The sequence below is a fragment of the Curtobacterium sp. LFS079 genome, from assembly GCF_047977865.1.
In the GTDB taxonomy this organism is placed as follows: domain Bacteria; phylum Actinomycetota; class Actinomycetes; order Actinomycetales; family Micrococcaceae; genus Arthrobacter.
Window position 1 is genome coordinate 230,083 of record NZ_JBFPFO010000004.1, and the last position, 16,751, is coordinate 246,833.

The 16,751-nt window shown below is 63.4% G+C and carries 14 protein-coding genes; 6 read left to right on the forward strand and 8 right to left on the reverse strand.

Going from position 1 to position 16,751, the window contains the following annotated elements; all coding sequences use genetic code 11:
• The first annotated feature begins 137 nt into the window (after positions 1 to 137).
• A complete protein-coding gene (locus ACNQPB_RS09395; protein WP_498751068.1) occupies positions 138 to 902 on the forward strand; it encodes an IclR family transcriptional regulator in 765 nt (254 codons plus the stop codon).
• 65 nt (positions 903 to 967) lie between these two features.
• Here the strand turns inward: ACNQPB_RS09395 and ACNQPB_RS09400 are convergent, their stop codons facing one another.
• Positions 968 to 2,224 carry an FAD-dependent oxidoreductase gene (locus tag ACNQPB_RS09400; RefSeq protein WP_498751069.1) on the reverse strand — a complete coding sequence of 419 codons (1,257 nt, stop codon included), beginning with the start codon at positions 2,222 to 2,224 and terminating at the stop codon, positions 968 to 970.
• A complete protein-coding gene (locus ACNQPB_RS09405) occupies positions 2,217 to 3,497 on the reverse strand; it encodes an MFS transporter (RefSeq protein ID WP_498751070.1) in 1,281 nt (426 codons plus the stop codon). The genes ACNQPB_RS09400 and ACNQPB_RS09405 overlap by 8 nt, the downstream gene beginning before the upstream one ends.
• A 48-nt stretch (positions 3,498 to 3,545) precedes the next feature.
• Between ACNQPB_RS09405 and ACNQPB_RS09410 the strand changes: the two genes are divergently transcribed.
• The 5 genes from ACNQPB_RS09410 to ACNQPB_RS09430 all read left to right on the forward strand — a co-directional run bounded on the left by ACNQPB_RS09410 (position 3,546) and on the right by ACNQPB_RS09430 (position 7,647).
• On the forward strand, positions 3,546 to 4,367 hold the full coding sequence (locus ACNQPB_RS09410) for an IclR family transcriptional regulator (protein WP_498751072.1): 822 nt from the start codon (positions 3,546 to 3,548) through the stop codon (positions 4,365 to 4,367).
• Between the two features lie 95 nt (positions 4,368 to 4,462).
• Entirely contained in the window at positions 4,463 to 5,602 is a 1,140-nt protein-coding gene (locus tag ACNQPB_RS09415) for a cupin domain-containing protein (RefSeq protein WP_498751073.1), read from the forward strand.
• Positions 5,602 to 6,438, forward strand: coding sequence for a fumarylacetoacetate hydrolase family protein (locus ACNQPB_RS09420; RefSeq protein ID WP_498751074.1), 837 nt, complete (start codon positions 5,602 to 5,604; stop codon positions 6,436 to 6,438). The genes ACNQPB_RS09415 and ACNQPB_RS09420 overlap by 1 nt, the downstream gene beginning before the upstream one ends.
• A complete protein-coding gene (locus ACNQPB_RS09425; protein ID WP_498751076.1) occupies positions 6,438 to 7,202 on the forward strand; it encodes a maleylpyruvate isomerase family mycothiol-dependent enzyme in 765 nt (254 codons plus the stop codon). The genes ACNQPB_RS09420 and ACNQPB_RS09425 overlap by 1 nt, the downstream gene beginning before the upstream one ends.
• Before the next feature lie 97 nt (positions 7,203 to 7,299).
• Positions 7,300 to 7,647, forward strand: a complete 348-nt coding sequence (locus ACNQPB_RS09430; protein ID WP_498751078.1) for a DUF5655 domain-containing protein — start codon at positions 7,300 to 7,302, stop codon at positions 7,645 to 7,647.
• Between the two features lie 448 nt (positions 7,648 to 8,095).
• Here the strand turns inward: ACNQPB_RS09430 and ACNQPB_RS09435 are convergent, their stop codons facing one another.
• From ACNQPB_RS09435 to ACNQPB_RS09460, 6 genes are all read right to left on the reverse strand, one after another.
• Positions 8,096 to 9,559 carry an APC family permease gene (locus ACNQPB_RS09435; protein WP_498751301.1) on the reverse strand — a complete coding sequence of 488 codons (1,464 nt, stop codon included), beginning with the start codon at positions 9,557 to 9,559 and terminating at the stop codon, positions 8,096 to 8,098.
• A gap of 136 nt (positions 9,560 to 9,695) precedes the next feature.
• Positions 9,696 to 10,361 (reverse strand): TetR/AcrR family transcriptional regulator, encoded by a 666-nt coding sequence (locus tag ACNQPB_RS09440; protein WP_498751080.1) that lies wholly within the window; start codon positions 10,359 to 10,361, stop codon positions 9,696 to 9,698.
• A gap of 348 nt (positions 10,362 to 10,709) precedes the next feature.
• Entirely contained in the window at positions 10,710 to 13,652 is a 2,943-nt protein-coding gene (locus tag ACNQPB_RS09445; RefSeq protein ID WP_498751082.1) for an FAD-binding and (Fe-S)-binding domain-containing protein, read from the reverse strand.
• Between the two features lie 107 nt (positions 13,653 to 13,759).
• Positions 13,760 to 14,704 carry a sugar ABC transporter substrate-binding protein gene (locus ACNQPB_RS09450; protein WP_498751084.1) on the reverse strand — a complete coding sequence of 315 codons (945 nt, stop codon included), beginning with the start codon at positions 14,702 to 14,704 and terminating at the stop codon, positions 13,760 to 13,762.
• Between the two features lie 86 nt (positions 14,705 to 14,790).
• A complete protein-coding gene (locus tag ACNQPB_RS09455) occupies positions 14,791 to 15,789 on the reverse strand; it encodes an ABC transporter permease (RefSeq protein ID WP_498751086.1) in 999 nt (332 codons plus the stop codon).
• Positions 15,786 to 16,670 carry an ATP-binding cassette domain-containing protein gene (locus tag ACNQPB_RS09460; RefSeq protein ID WP_498751088.1) on the reverse strand — a complete coding sequence of 295 codons (885 nt, stop codon included), beginning with the start codon at positions 16,668 to 16,670 and terminating at the stop codon, positions 15,786 to 15,788. Before ACNQPB_RS09460 ends, ACNQPB_RS09455 begins: the two co-directional genes overlap by 4 nt.
• Positions 16,671 to 16,751 lie beyond the last annotated feature (81 nt).

The following is a 16,751-nucleotide window of genomic DNA, read 5'->3' on the forward strand; positions in this document are numbered from 1 at the left end:
CGCCTTTAGCTTGGAGGTCACGCGGTTGGGGTTTGGCGATGCGAACGACGCGCAGCCCTTTGGGTCCGCTGCGTACGTTGTGCTGTGAGGTTAGTCAGCTCTATGCGCTCGACGCAACGACTGCTAATCTAAATTGCGTGATACGCAATATTGATGCACCCAGGGTTGAATCGGTCCACCGGGCGCTGGTGCTGCTCAAGCACATGGCCGAGCAGGGTTCCCTCAGCGTGACAGAGGCTTCCAGCATTCTTGAGGTCAATCCCTCGACGGCCCAACGCCTGCTGGTGACGCTTGTGGGAGACGGCTTCGCCGAGCAGGCGGCCCAGCGGCGCTATGTCCCCGGCCCCGAGTACCGGCGGGCGGCCATTGGCAGCGCCCCGCCATCGCTGCGGGTTCGTGTTCGCCCGCACCTGGAGCGGCTTTTCGCAAGGGTGGGCGAGACCAGCCACCTCGCAACCCTCATCGGCACGGATATCCACCACCTGGACGGTATCGAGGCCACCACCCATGCGCTGCGCTTCGGCCTTCGCACCGGGATTGTCCTGCCGGCCCATGTGACCTCGGCCGGCAAGGCCATGCTGGCGGACCTGCCACGGGAGGACATCGAGAGGCGCTACCACGTCCTCGACGACTCGGCGGCTGCGGTCAACGCAGGCATCGATTTCCCCAAGCTGTACCGGGACGTGGACCAGACGCGCCGGCAGAAGATCGGCATGAACTTCGAAGAGAGCGAGGACGGCGTGGCGGCGATGGCAGTATCCCTGGGCCTGGTGGATGGCCAGCACGCTGCCTTGAGCATCGCCATGCCGATCGGCCGCTTCGCGCGCCAGGACGCCAAACGCCTGTCCGCCCAATTGCTGGAGACGGCCGCTGAATTCAAGAAGCAGGAGCTGCCGGCCTGACGTGGCCCAGGACCAGCTCGAAAGAGCTGCAAACCCGGGCCACGAAGGCGCAGCGGGTCACGTTGTCAGGCAGAGCGCTGGCTGGCTAGCCGGTTCCGGGGTACCCCGGCTGCCGGCTTGCCTTCACCGGTTTGGCCGTAGAGCCAATCGTTGTACCGGAAGTCATTGTCCTTTCGGCTCTTGAAGAGCAGGTTGCGCAGGGTCCGTGCCAGTCCGGCGACGTGCCAGGATTCGCCCCACACGCGCGCCGTGCGTTGGACGCGGGCCGTGCGGGCAGCGCGGAGCGCGTTGAATTCCTTGATGGCATCGTCCCAAGCTGCCGGGTTGATGCCGGCTTCCGTAAAGACGGTGCCGTGGCTGACGTCCTGGAGCACTGCGGCGTCCTCAAGTGCCTGGCAGGCGCCCTGCGCGAGGTATTGGAGCATCGGATGGGCGGCGTCGCCCAGCAGCACCATGCGGCCTGCAACCCAGTTTTCGATCGGGTCGCGATCGTACATTGGCCAGCGGATGCCTGTGCCGAGGTTCTTGAGCGCAGCCTGGACGGCGGGGACGCAGTCCTTGTATGCGGCCTCGAGCTCGTCCACTCCCCCGTACTGTTCCTCGCCGCTTTCAAAGGACGGCGACTTGAAGACGGCCACCGTGTTCAGCAACTCGCCCTTGCGCAGCGGGTACTGCACCAGGTGGCAATCCGGTCCGAGGTACACCACAACATCCTCAAGGTCGGTCCTGGGAGTCTCCGGAGTGATGGGCACGGTGCCACGGTAAGCGACGTAGGCAGAGGAAACGGGTTCGTCGTCGGCCACGAGCGGCCGCAAGGTCGATTTCAGCCCGTCGGCCCCGATCACGACGTCCGCTTCATAGTCCACGCCGGCGGTGGTGTGCACTATGCCCCGGCCGTGCAGGGTTTCTACGCTTTCCACCATGACATCGTTGACCAGCTTGACTCCAGCTGCTTCGCATCCTTCCAGGAGCACCCGGTGCAGGTCGCTGCGGTGAATCACCACATACGGGGCGCCGTAGCGCTCTTCGAATTCGCCTTTGAGGCTCTGCCGGGTCAGTTCTTCGCCCGTGATGGCGTCGCGGAACACGAGGTGTTTGGGCTGGACGCCGATTTCCAATGCCTTCTCCAGCAGCCCCCACCGCTTCAGGACGCGGGAGGCGTTCGGGGCCATTTGGAGCCCGGCACCTACCTCGCCGAATTCGGGAGCCCGTTCAACCAGGGTGACGTTCGCGCCGTTCTCGCGGAGGGCCAGGGCTCCGGCCAGTCCGGCCATTCCCCCGCCCACAACCAGGACATCAGTGGACGTTGTGTACTCAGACATTGCTTGCTCCTTGGGAGATTTTGGTTTTGATTTTGAGTCCGACGGCGGCCAGCAGGACCGCTGCGATGGCGGCGGCTCCGGCGAACGCGAGGAAGTTGGAGTTGACGCCCAGCCCGGCTGCCAGCAGGAGACCGCCGACCTGCGGTGCGATGACGGCGCCAACACGGCCCGTCCCCAGCGCCCAACCAAGTGCGGTTCCGCGCAGATGGTCCGGGTAGTGGCTTGCCACGGCGGCGATGATGAGGCACTGCGTGCCATGGGTTCCGACGCCGGCAAATACCAGGGCGAGGTACACCACCGTCACCGGCGGGCCGGCCAGGAGGAGCGAGAGCCCGGCGGAGGCGACGGCGGCCGCCGCAATCGCCGTCGGGATCGGGCCGAAACGCGTGCCGGCCCAGGCTGTGATGACCGAGCCGGCAACGGCGCCGAGGTTCAGGGCCAAGGCGAAAGTGAGCGCCGACCCCAGGTTGTAGCCGGCCAGCTGCATGAGGTTGGGCAGCCAGGTTCCCAATCCGTACCAGGCGAACAGCGTGGCGATGGTGGCGAGGGCGAAGAGCACGCTGACGCCCAGGTACGGTGCGCGGAGAAGGGATCCGAAACCGGACGTGGCTCCCGCGTTCTTTCGAAGCCCGCCGGTGGTCAGCGTCTCAGGGAGGTACTTCAATCCCAGCGGAACCACGATCACCAGCGCCAGTACGGCCACAAGGAACATGGACTGCCAGCCCAGGACGGGAATCAGGGGAATGCCCACCAACGCTGCGATTGAGCCGCCGATCGGGACGCCGGACATCATCAATGTGGCAATGGTGGACCGCCACCTGGCCGGGACCAACTCAGCGACCAATGCGTTTGCCGAGGGAACCAGTCCACCGAGTCCGATGCCGGCGAGTAGCCGCAGGGCTCCGAAGACGGCTGCGTTGGGCGCGAAGGCACAAAAGATGGTGAAAGCCGAGAAGACGATCGCACAGCCGAGGATGGTTTTCCGCCTGCCCCATGCGTCGGCCATGCGCCCGGCGAAAATGGCGCCGATCATCATTCCGAGGAACGCCATGGACCCGATGGTCCCTGCGGTCGCTTTGGTCAGTCCCCAGCCGGTCCCTGAAATCAGCGACGACTGGACGGTCCCGTAGACGATGAGGTCGTAGCCGTCGAAAACCACCAACAGCCAGCAGACGAGGACTGCAAACGCCGAGCCTTTGGAAAAGCGCGGTGCCGTGAATGTGGTGACTGCGGTATGCCCTTGCGACACTGCAGTGGGAGGGAGGTGATTCATGCCACTACTGTCCTGTCCACGGAAAAGCCAGCACCATAGAATTCTGTTGTGCAGAACAAACCGCCCCCTTCACCAAGCCGGAAGCCCGTGCAGAAACGGCCCACGTACTCCGTCGAGGCCGTGGACAACGCCTTGCACCTTCTGCAATTGCTTCGCGACGGCGGCGCGCTCCGCCTCAAGGACGCTGCGGCAGAGCTGGGTGTCGCACCGTCCACGGCCCACCGGCTCCTGGCGATGCTGGTCTACCGCGGCTTCGCGGTCCAGGACGAAAACCGCCGCTACCTCCCCGGCCCGGCAATGGGAGTGGGCCCTGCCGGGCTGAGCTGGACAAGGCTCCTGCGCAACCTGGCGCAACCCCACATGGAACTCCTCTCCGCGCAGCTCAATGAGACGGTCAACCTCATGGTCCGGGTAGGCACCAAGGTCCGCTTCCTCGCCACGGTCGAGGGCAGCAACGTGCTTCGTATCGGCGACCGCCAGGGCACGGTCATGCCGGCCGACAAAACCTCCGGCGGGAAAGCGATGCTTGCCGAACTGGAACCATCCATGATCGAGCAGTTGTTCCGCAGTCCCAATGCAGAAATCGGCGGCGACACTATTCCGGTTGCTGAGTACGCCGCCTTCATCCGCGAACTGGTGACCATCAGGAACAACGGCTTCGCAGCCAACTTTGAGGGCACCGAGGAGGGCGTCAGCGCCCTGGGCATCGCCTTGCACAACCGGCACGGACATGTGGTGGGAGCCCTGAGCGTCGCCACGCCTTCCACCCGGTTCAGGAAAGTCTTCGACGGCGGTTTGGTGGCGGCCCTGCGCGAGACCTGCCGGCAGCTCGAGATCGATATCGCAGCCAACCCCGCAGACGCTTCATAAGGAATTCTGCACAGCAGAATACGCTCGGATTTGCTGTCCCCAATCCCTAGGGTCGAACTACGCCCAGAACGTTCAGACCTATCGAGGAGGCCAGCGTGTCCATCAGCACCGAGAACACGACTCACGAATCAGTGGCCGCCAGCCACGTGTTGCCGGAGCCGACTCCGGAGGAAGCTGCCCAGCTGGAACAGCTGTACAAAGACTTTGACAGGGAGAACTTGATCCCGCTGTGGACCGAGATCGGTGACCTGATGCCGATGGTCCCCACTCCGAAGGCCGTACCGCACGTGTGGCGCTGGAATGATCTGTACCCGCTGGCCGCGCGTGCAGGGGATCTGGTTCCGGTGGGCCGCGGTGGAGAACGGCGGGCCATAGCCCTCGCCAACCCCGGCCTGGCCCGCACACCTTATGCCACACCGACGCTGTGGGCCGCCATCCAGTACCTGGGCGCCCATGAAACGGCGCCGGAGCACCGCCACTCGCAGAACGCCTTCCGCTTCGTCGTAGAGGGCGAGGGCGTGTGGACGGTGGTGAACGGAGACCCGGTTGCGATGCGCCGCGGCGACTTCCTACTGACCCCGGGCTGGAATTTCCACGGCCATCACAACGACACCGACCAGCCCATGGCATGGATCGACGGCCTGGACATCCCGTTCGTGCACTATGCCGACGCCGGGTTCTTCGAGTTCGGTACCGAGCGCGTCACGGACGAAGCCACCCCGGACATCTCCCGCTCCGAAAGGCTCTGGGCCCACCCCGGCCTGCGTCCCCTCTCGGGGTTGGAGGACACCACCAACTCCCCCATCGCCGCGTACCGCTGGGAACACACCGACGCCGCCTTGCGCGAACAGCTCCTGCTTGAGGACGAGGGCCACCCGGCCACTGTGTCCCAGGGCCACGCAGCGATCCGGTACTCGAACCCCACTACGGGCGGGGACGTCATGCCCACTATCCGGGCTGAGTTCCACCGCCTCCGCACCGGCGCCTCCACGGAACCGTTGCGCGAGGTGGGCTCCAGTGTCTGGCAGGTCTTCGAAGGCACCGGGACCGTCACCCTCAACGGTGACACCAAGGAGCTGGCCAAGGGCGATCTGTTCGTCGTCCCGTCCTGGCAGGAATGGTCCCTGACGGCGGACGCCGATCAGCCAGGATTCGATTTGTTCCGTTTCAGCGACGCCCCCATCTTCGAACGCCTGAACTTCAACCGCAGCTACACCGAAGGACGCAACAAGTAATGAGACTCCTCACCCTCCGCACCGAAACCGCCGCCGGCAAAGGCACGGTAGCCGTCCGCCAGGACGGCGAAACCCTCACAGAGATTCCCGGATTCACCGACGTCGGCTCCCTGCTGAAGGACCCCGCCTGGGAAACCACGGCTGCGGCGGCCAACGGCGCAACCCACGCGCTCGACGGCGCCGACCTCGCCGCCGTCGTGCCCGCACCGGGCAAGATCATCTGCGTCGGCCACAACTACCGCAACCACATCAAGGAAATGGGCCGGGAAATCCCCGAGTATCCAACCCTGTTTGCGAAGTACGAGGAGTCGTTGATCGGCCCGAACGATGACCTGGCGTTGCCGCAGGAATCGGACACGGTGGACTGGGAAGCAGAGCTCGCGGTGATCATCGGCAGGAAGGGCCGCCGCATTGCCGAGGCTGACGCCGCTGAGCACATCGCCGGCTATGCCGTTCTGAACGACATCAGCATGCGCGATTACCAGTTCCGCACCATCCAGTGGCTGCAGGGCAAGACCTGGGAGAACTCCACCCCGTTCGGCCCCGCCCTGGTCACCAAGGACGAGTTCACCGCCGGCCCCCTCATGACTTCCGCCGTCGACGGGGAAATCCAGCAGAGCACGCCCACCGGAGACCTCGTCTTCACCCCCGAATTCCTGGTCTCATACATTTCCACGATCATCACGCTCAACCCCGGCGACGTGATCGCCACCGGCACGCCTGGCGGCGTCGGCCACGCCCAGGACCCCAAGCGGTACCTGCAGGAAGGCCAAATCCTGGTCACCACCATCGAGGGGCTAGGCACACTGAACAACCGCGTGGTCAAGGAAGCCTGATGGTCGCCCGCCACGACCAAACCACAGATCCGCGCCTGCAGGAAGAACTCCTGCAGGCGCGGCGGGGCACCGCGTTCTTCGCCCGCAAGCTGAACGAACTCACCGACGCAGAGCTCGACGGCGGCACCCGCCTTCCGGGCTGGACCCGCCGCCACGTCGTCGCCCACGTGGGCTACAACGCCCGCGCGATCGCACGGCTGGTCGAATGGGCTGCTACGGGCGTAGAGACACCCATGTACCCCTCTCCCGAGGCCCGGAACCAGGAAATCAACTTCGGCGCCACGCTCTCCCCCATTGCCTTGCGGAACCTGTTCGACCATTCGGCCGTGCACCTGTCCGTCGAATGGCGCGACCTCCCCGACACGAACTGGGCACGCGAAGTCCGCACCGCCCAAGGCCGCACCGTTCCCGCCTCCGAGACCGTCTGGATGCGCACCCGCGAAGTCTGGATACACGCCGTAGACCTGGATAATGGCGCGTCATTCAACGACATCCCCATATCCGTGCTGGAGCGACTCCTGAAGGACATCACCTCCGCCTGGCGAACGCGCGGGACGGACGCAGGCCTTGTGGTCAAAGTGACCGGCGCTGAGGCGAATGCCGGAAACCTCACGTTCGGAGACACCAGTGCCGCCGGCCCAACGATCATCACCGGCCCCCTGCCCGCCGTCGTCGAATGGGCCGCAGGACGCGGCACCAACGGCGTCACGACGGACGGCCAAGGGCCGGACGGAGCCGTCCCGGCCGCACCTGCGTGGATCTAAGCCTGACAACACCTTCCACGCATACCGTGTTTGACCCTTTTTGCCTTTCGATGACTACACGCATTGCGTAGGCCGTGTGTCCTCGTATGCTGGCTGGATGGCGCGCACAGCAAGAGAACGCATCGACGGCGATCCGGTTTCATCGAGCATCCACAAAGCGCTCATGGACAGGATTTCCAGTTTCGACGCGTGTGAAGTGCAGGAGAACGCCTCGTCGTTCCACGTAGTGCACGGGCGGGCGTTTCTAGGCATCCATCCCCGCCGCGGCGGTATTCTGATCAACATTGTTCTGACCAGGCAACTCGACTCGGAACGCGTTCACCGGGCCGAACGTGTTTCGGCCAACCGATGGCACAACGAGTTCGTCCTGACGAACCCCTCAGAGATCGACCCCGAACTGCTTGCATGGATCCGGGAAGGATACGCCCACACGGCCAACGGATGAAACGTCGCGGGCTTTCATCTCACTTATCGTTCCTTCTCTGTGCGTTAGCGCGGACGTGATCAGGCCAGTGCTCACGCGACGTGAGGCCAGAGGCCTTCGTAAGCCAGGTCAGCAAGCGTAGTGAGCGGCACGCGAAACGTCTTCTCCAGCGTGCCGTTGCTCTCGCTCAATATTGAGTACTGATCGGGTTGCACGAGTTCAGCATGGCAAGTCCGGACGCACTCCGAAGCCGTGCGTATCCCTTCAACGTGCCGCCCTTGCGCGAGCTTCCGGTTCATCATCGAGATCAACTCACTAGGAATGTTGGCTTTCTCATCCCTTCCAGAATCGGACCTGGAGAACCGTGCCAAAGGTGCCGGATTGAGACACTTTCAAGGTCATTCCCACGGCGCCAGCACCCGACTGCACAAGGTACGTCGCAGGGCGCTGGCATCATCGGTTGTTGGGATCAGTCGGCTTGCTGTCGGCCCAGGCGCGCATAGACGTCAGGCCGCTTGGAGCGGAGGAAGAATGCGTAAACAATTCCGCCGAAAAACAAGGCGAACGTGAAGCTCATGAAGATAACGGTCAAGACGGTCGAGCCGCCAATGAGTTCAGGGTAGTTCGCAATGGCCAGGTAGGTGATGGCACCCAGGAAGACGACGCTGATGAGCGGCGCGACCATGGTCTTCCACACCGACTCGGGCGCAAAGCTGCGCCGCCGCAGGAAGTACACAAGCACGGCAAAGCTGGTGATGAACATCAGGAGCAGAACAGCGAACGTGCCGCTTCCACTCGCAATCGGATAAAGGGCGTCGGGAGAGACACCAAGAATCGTAAAAATCACCGTTGCCACGGCCCAGATGAGGCCGACGGCAAGTGCCGACACATAGGGCGACTTGTGCCGGGGGTGTACGCGTCCAAGGAATGCAGGAAGGGCACGGTCGGCTGCGAGCGAGAAGCTGTACCGGGCCGCGATGTTCTGGACGGACAACATGCACGCGAGGACTGAAGTGATGAGCAGGATCATGGCGACATCGGCGAAGATTTTTCCAAGCAGCGCGCCGACGGCGTCGTTGAACAGATTCACTGTGTTGCTCTCCGCGGCGGCCTGCACGTTTTCCGGTCCCAGGAATGCGATGAAAGCCCAGGAAGCAAGAGCGTAGAAAAGGCCAATTCCGACAACGGCCAGATACGTCGCTCGCGAGATGGTCTTGTCGGGATTCCTGACCTCGTCCCGGTAGATGACCGTGGCCTCGAATCCGAAGAAGTTCCCAACGGCGAAGAGCAAAGCCAGGCCAACGGTTGCGTCGGATATCGATGGGAGCGCGAAGCCAACCCCCTGCACCGCTTCGAGTCCTTTTGCTGAGAACGACGCGATGTCGAAGACGACGATGATGGCAACCTCCAGAAGCATCACAGCAGTGAGCAGTTTTGCGGAGAGATCAATCCTGTTGTAGGCAAGGACCGTTGTGACGGCGGTGATGGCCAGCGCGTACCAGTACCAGGGGATGTCCGGCCCGTTCAGCGTGTTGACGACGAAGCCCTGCAGGGTTACGCCGAAAAACGATGGCGCGAAGAATCCTATGAAAATGTAGCCGAATAGTGCGAGGAAGGCGCCACCAAGCCCCGCAGGCTTACCCAGGCCGGCTGTGACAAACGAATAGAACCCTCCGGGTCCCTGAACGCTCCGGCTCATCGTCACGAAACCGATTGAGAAGATCAGCAACATCAGTGTCACCAGGGTGTAGATCGCCGGAGCCGTCTGGCCGCTGAACATGAGAAGGACCGGCAGGGTTCCCGCGACCGTGGCCAGCGGCGAGGAGAAGGCGAGCACGTTCATTACGAGTTCACCCACCCCCATATTGCCGCTGAGCCGGTTCTCCTGGGTGGGGCGCGTGGCCTTTGGCGCGTCGATTGTGGTGCTGTTCATGTAATCCTCGTCACTAAGTTTTGAGTGCTGAATCACAGTATCGATCCCGCTTGCGGCGGCGTTGTGCCAGCTTGGGACACCGCCACGGAAGGCCACGTAGCCCTCGGATCTTTACCCGCCGTTCGGGGGACTTCGGCTAGGCCGGGGTGCGGCTGCCGCTGCTGACTTCCAGGATTGAGCGGGACAGCTCAACCGTTCGGTCCAGCAACTCCGCGAGCCCCGCTTCGCTGCCGTCCCAGCCGGCCCATCGGCCGGCGCCGTCCAGGAGGGTGAAAATCACCCTGCTGGTTTGGGATGAGAGTTGATAGCCCATCTCTTCGGCCGCCGCCGCAAACATATCCTCGTGCAAGCTTGCCCATAAGCCGACTTCGGCGCGGACCTCGTCGCTCATGAAGCGCGCCACCCGGTCGGTGGCGACAAGGAGGTCCCGGAGGTCTGCCTCAGGCCGCTGCAGCTGCTGCGCAACGTGGAAGCGAACCAGAGCCGCCCAGTACTCCTCGGGAGAACTGGCCTCGTTGGCTGCAGCGAGCAGGTCACGGGCAAAGGTGTAGGTGAACCACCGAAGCGACTCAGCGACAATTTCGTCCTTGCCATGAGGGAAGCTCGAGTAAAGGCTGGGCGCCTTCATGTCCAGCTCGCGACCCAAGGTTCTCATGGTCACGGACTCGAAACCCTTTGTGGTGGCCAGCTGCAGGAACGCGGCAAGGATGCGGCGGCGCGCGGGTGTCCGGGTAGACCAACCACGGCCCGACAGGAACTCCGCAACGGCGGCATTCGCCCGCTCACGCGGCAACTGGCTCATCTAAACCTACTGTCGGACGTTATGGACCCGGAGACGGCCAGGGCGTCGTGTCGCCGATGTCACGGCCTTCTGCCATATCCTGGCGAAGCCTGTGGATAATCCCGGCGGACCGTTTCAGTTGGCGATCAGCCCGTTCCCCCGGATTCGCCTCGTTGGAATGGGCCGACGCACGCAACCACTCCACGTGCCGGCCTTGCGCGAGCTTCCTGTTCATCATCGTGATCAACCTTGTTACTGATAGGACTTTTCGGGTCACTACCAGCATCTGACTCGGCCAATTGGACCGGTCGTGCCAGTTTGATACACCCCCCCGTTCGCGGCCCGCCGGCTGGAACTCCATTCGATGTGCTAGTCCTGAGAAGCTCCGGTGTCCAACGCGATGGCAAGATGTTTGCTTGCCCGCTCCGGAGCAATTTGTGAGACCTGCATCGCGCAACTGAACCCATCAGTGAGCACCAGCGCCTCAGCGATCCCGCTGGCGAGCGCGGGAATGATGGAGTGTTCCGCCACCTTCATCGACATATCGAAGTGTTCCGCTTCGAACCCGAAATTGCCTGCCACACCGCAACACGATGACGACTCAAGGAGGTTGGGCACTCCCCACGCTTCCAGGACGCGCTTTTGTGCACCTGCGCCGAAGACGGCGTGCTCGTGGCAGTGGGTTTGCAGCACGGCCGTTTCGGGTGGGAGGGTCTTTGGCCGCCACCCGCGCTTGATGGCTTCATCCACGGCCACCGAGAACGAGCGGACCCGTGCCGCAACCCTGGCCGCTGCTGCACCGCCCACCAGCTTTGGACCTTCGTCACGGATGGTCGCCGCGCAACTGGGTTCGAGGACGACGATATCCCGGTCTGTGCCGTCGTCGAACTTAGCGATCAACCGGACCAGCCGCCGTCGGGCACCATCGCGTTGCCCCGTGGAAATCCAGGTCAAGCCGCAGCAGGCGTCAGGAGTGCATCCCACGGAGCGTCCGGAGTCGCGCAGCACGCGGGCAGCGGCAGGGACCACCTCCGGCCGGAAAGCGCGCGTAAAGCTGTCGATGAAAAGCAGGACATCCGCATCATCAGTCAGTCCGGCTTCGTGCACTTGGCGGCGGATCCTGCCGGCCTGCGCAAAGTCCGGCAGCCGCCGTCGGGCACTGACGCCCAACAACTCCCCCACGTACCGGAACGGCCGCAGGCGCGTGCCGAGATTGGCAAGTGGTGCGACCTTGGTCAGCGCCGGCAACCACCGCGGCAGCCAGCCGATCGAATAGTGCGTGAACGGTCGGATCCGCCCGCGGTAGTGCTCATCGAGCAGCTGCGACTTGGCCTCAGCGATGTCCACGCCCGTGGGACAGTCAGCCGAACAGGCCTTGCACGACAAGCACAGGTCGAGCGCTTCCCGGACCTCCGGGGTCTGCCAGCCGTTCCGGCTGCTTGCCTTGGTCCGGGTCAGTTCCTGCAGGACTCTCGCCCGCCCGCGCGTCGAATCCTTTTCGTCCTTGGTGGCCCGGTAGCTGGGGCACATGAAACCGCCGGACGTCGCCCGGCACCGCCCCACACCGATGCATGCGTGGGTGTTGCCGACGAAAGGGCTCACCACCGGGAGCAGGTCCCGGTCTTCGGAGGAAAGCACGACGGCGGCAGCCAGGTCCGCGGGCAACTCACCGTGGCTTGGGCCCGGCTTCACAACGCCCTCCAGGGCGAGCGACGCGGAGAACGGCTCTGGGTCCACGATGATCCCGGCGTTGAGAATACCTGCCGGATCCCAGAGGTGTTTGAACGCTTTGAAGATGCCCACCATCTCGCGTGAGTACATCACTTCAAGCAACTCACTCCGCGCCCTTCCGTCCCCGTGCTCCCCCGAGAGCGAACCTCCGTGGGCCACCACCAGCTGCGCAGCTTCCCGGGTGAAGTCTTCGAATGTTTGGCGCCCGGCGTCACTGCGAAGATCGTAGTCGAGCCTCATGTGGACGCATCCTGCACCGAAGTGGCCATACGTGAAGGCGGTGTAGCCATGCGCCTTCACCAGGGGCAGCAGTTCGGCGAGGTAGTCGGCGAGCCGTTCCGGGGCAACCGCTGAATCTTCCCAACCGGGCCACGTCTGCACTCCATCGATCCGCCGAGAGGTCAGGCCGGCGCCGTCTTCCCGCACACGCCAGAGCTTCGCCCTCTCCAGGGCATCCGTGACGATTGAGTGATCGACGACGCGGCCGTCAGCCCGAAGCTTCCCAAGCAGCCGCTCACAGTCTTCGGCAGCTTGCTGGAGGGTGGCGCCCGAAAACTCAACCATGAGGAACGCGTTACCCTGCGGGAGAGAGTCCACGCTGGCTGCACCCCTCCGGTGCCGCATGATGTCCACGATCGATGCGTCGAGGCCTTCGATCGCACTCGGCTTTGCGGCCAGGATGGTCATGACGTCCCGTGCAGATTCAATGGTGTCCGCATAGCCGAGGCAGAGAAGCGCGGTTGTCCTCGGCTTCTGCACCAGGCCAACTCTCGCCCGGACAACGACGGCGCAGGTCCCCTCGCTGCCTGCCAATGCGCTGGCGACGTTGAACCCGTGTTCGGGGAGCAAGTGGCCGAGGTGATAGCCCGAAACCTGGCGGGGAATGTTCTGCAGCTCGACCCGGAGCGGTGCCAGGCTGGCTTGCACCATTGAAGCCAGGCCATGCAGGAGTTCCTCCGCGCGGGCAACAGAGTGCGTGTCCGTTTCGTCAACGGCATGCAGGAAGTCCGGCCCCGCCTTGAGGTGGGCGCCGTCTGCGGTGACCAGTTCCAGCTCCAGCACATGGTGCGTCATCCGGCCGTAAGCGACGGAGTGGTTTCCGCAGGCGTCGTTGCCGATGGACCCTCCAATGGTTGCGCGCGTCATCGACGATGGGTCAGGGGCGAACGTCAGCTCGCCCTTCGTGGCCTTCTCAACGTGGGAACGCAGCTCACCCAGGACAACGCCGGCGTCGGCCCAAACTGTGGCGCTGCCGGCGTCGATGGTTCCTACCGAAGTCATCCGGCGGGAAAGGTCGATGACCAAACCGTGGCCTATCGCGTTTCCTGCCATTGAGGTTCCTCCGCCGCGGGCCGTAGTCGGCACTCCCGTCTCGGAGCATGCCCGCAAAATGGTTCGCACGTCGCCGACGTTGCGGGGGAATGCGACTGCGGCCGGACGCACGCGGTAGTTGGACGCATCGTAGGAGTACTCGGAAAGCCGCCGCGGGGAGTCGTCCACGTCGATGCCCCGATCCCTGAGTTCGTAAAGCAGGCGGGTCACCGCGGCGTCGTCGCGCTTGGGCAAGGTTGCGTTCTCCATTTCGTTGGTTCCACGCGAGTGTAGGCAGGCGCGAGTGCCGCCGCGGTGTGCCAAAACAGAACGGGCACGGCGGATGGGTCCGCCGTGCCCGTCGTGAGCAGGTCCGATTACTTCAGGAACTCGGACAGGTTGTCCTTCGTGATGAGCGTAAAGGGCAGCGTGTAGCGGTTCTCCACCTTCCCGCCCTTGAGGAATTCGGTGACGACCTCGACCGCCTTGACACCTTGTCCGGCGGAGTCCTGGCGCACCGTAGCCGACATGGTCCCGGCCTTGATGTCCTGCAAGGCGGGATCGGTCCCATCGACGCCAACCACGGCCTTGAACTCCTTTGTGCGACCGGCGTCAGCAATGGCCGAGGCGGCACCAATGGCCATTTCGTCGTTGTTCGCCACTACTGCGTCAATTTTTCCCGACGGGAAACGCTGAAGGGTGTCCTCCATGTTGCGCTTCGCTTCGTCGCGGCTGCCCTTCGCCTGGAACTCCGCGACAATCTTGAAGTTCTTGTTGATTGTCTTGTCGAAGCCCGACTTGCGACGGTCAGTCCAGGACGCTCCGTAGACGCCGGCTGCGAAGACCAGGTTGCCGCCGTTGGGGAGGAGTTTGTTGAGGTACTCCGCCTGCATCTCGCCGGCCACGGTGTCGTCCACACCGATGTAGCTCTTGTACCCGACATTTGCACCCTCTGCGAACTCAGTCGACAGGATGAACAGCGGAATGTTGGCGGCGATGACCCGTTTTGCAGCGTTCTGGCTCGCTTCGCCGTCCAGGGGCTGCATGATGACTGCGTCGACCTGGCGGGTGAGCAGATCTTCGACCTGGTTGAGTTCGCTGCCGACGTCCTTCTTCGAGTCGGTGATCTCGAGCTTTACGCCCTTCTCTTCGGCCGTCTTCTTCATGGCTTCGGTCATGTGTGCCAGGTCCGGGTCCTGCAGGTCAAGGACCACGACGCCGATGTTGTAGGTCTTGCCTGCGGCGGACGTATTGCTTGCGTTGCCGCTGCCGGCGCACCCGGTCAGGGTGAGGGCGCCTGCGGCGAGCATTGCGGTAGCCATAGCGAATTTTTGTCGCATTCCCATGGATGTTCCTTTCAGTGGATTCAGTGCTCAGGAGATTGTTTGTTGGAGGGCTTTCGCGGACCTTAGTCCGACTTCCAGCGGTTCAGCAGCACGGCGAGGACCAGAATGATGCCTTGGACACCCTGCTGGAAGTAGGACGAGACGCCGAGCAGGTTCATGCCGTTCATCACGACACCCAGGAGAAGGACGCCGACAACGGTTCCCCGGATGGTGCCGACGCCGCCGAAGAGGCTCGTCCCTCCGATCACGACGGCGGCAATCACCTGAAGTTCGTAGCCGGTTCCGGCCACAGGCGCCGCACCGTCGAGGCGCGCTGTCAGGACGAGGCCGCCCAGCGCTGCCATGACGCCACCAATGAGGTAGACGGTGAAGAGCACGCGACTGGTGGAGATACCCACCTTTTTGGCCGATTCTTCGTTGCCACCCACCGCATAGACGTGCGAGCCGAACTTTGTGCGGCTCAGTACAAACTCACACAGGAGTGCTGCCAGGAGGAAGATGATCACCGGCACAGGGACGGGGCCGACGAACCCTGATCCGAGCCATTCGGCCGGGCCGCTCAGCCCGGAGACCACCTGGCCGTCGGTCATCACCAGCACTGCGGTTCGAGCGATGGCCATTGTCGCCAAGGTAGCCAGGAACGGCAGGATCGCACCCCAGACCACCATCGCTGCGCTGAGGAATCCCACCAGCAGCCCCACGCCCAGCCCTGCTATCAGCGGGAGCCAGAAAGCACCTCCGCTGGCCGGAGCGAGCAGAGCAAAGGTCATGCCCGCCAGGCCGACCACGGAGCCGACTGACAGATCGATGCCGGCTGTGATCATGATGAAGGTCATCCCAAGCGCGATCACCCCGATGATCGACGATTGCCTGATCACGTTGACGATGTTGTTCAGCGTGAGGAAGTTGGGTGCGGCTGCAGCCAGGAACACGATGATGAGGACGAAGAAGATGAGGATTCCGTAGTCCCCGACGAAGCGTTTGGCCTTCGTGGCAACAGATCCCTCCTTCAGGTCCGCCGGTCCCAGCTTTGTCTTGAGGTTTTCCATAGTGAGGGTCACGAGTCGCTCCCGTCCGTAGTGCCGCGTGCAGCCATTGCGTCAACGACGTCCATCGATGAAGTGCTTCCGATCCTGCGGCGCTCCTCGGGGATGCCGCTCCCGTTGTCGACATAATCGTCAAGGGTGCCGTGTGAGATGAGGTGCGCAACCTGGGCTTCGGTGACGTCTCCTACGTGGAAACGCCCCACAACCTGCCCCTGCCGCATGACCGCGAAACGGTCGGCAACGGCGAAAGCCTCGTCCAGCCTGTGTGTGATGATGATGACCGCGATGCCCAGATCCTTGAGCCGCTGCGTCACCTCGATGAGCTTGTCCACCTTCGCCACTGACAAGTTCGCGGTGGGCTCGTCCATGATGATCAGGCGTGCATCGAAGGCCAGGGCCCGGCCGATCGCGACTGCTTGCCGCTGTCCACCCGACAAGCGCTTGACTTTGAGCCGGGGGTTGATGGGAATGTCCAACCGCTCGAGCACCCGCTTGGTCTCGGCTTCCATCTTCTTCCGGTCGATGATCTTCAGCAGGGGGCCAAGGATGTTCTTTTGCGGCTCCCGTCCCAGGAAGACGTTGGTCCGGACATCAAGATTGTCCGCCAGGGCGAAGTCCTGATAAACCATCTCTACTCCCTGGTCGCGGGAGGCCGACGGCGTGGGGAACTCGGTCTTTTTCCCGTCCAGCTCGATGGATCCGCGATCGGGTTGATACACACCCGTGAGTACCTTCATGAGTGTTGATTTTCCGGCGGCATTGTCCCCCAGCAATGCGAAGGTTTCGCCGGGCTGGACATCGATGCTGACGCCGCGCAGCGCGGACACCGCCCCGAATGTCTTGTGTATGTCTTTAAGTGCGACCAAGGGAGGGGTCGCTGGTGGTGCGTCGGTCATCTCATCCTCGTTTGATAGGGCCATGCAAATGAACCGGTGAAACACCTTGGGCGGCGGTCAATCAAACTACGTTGTTTGATT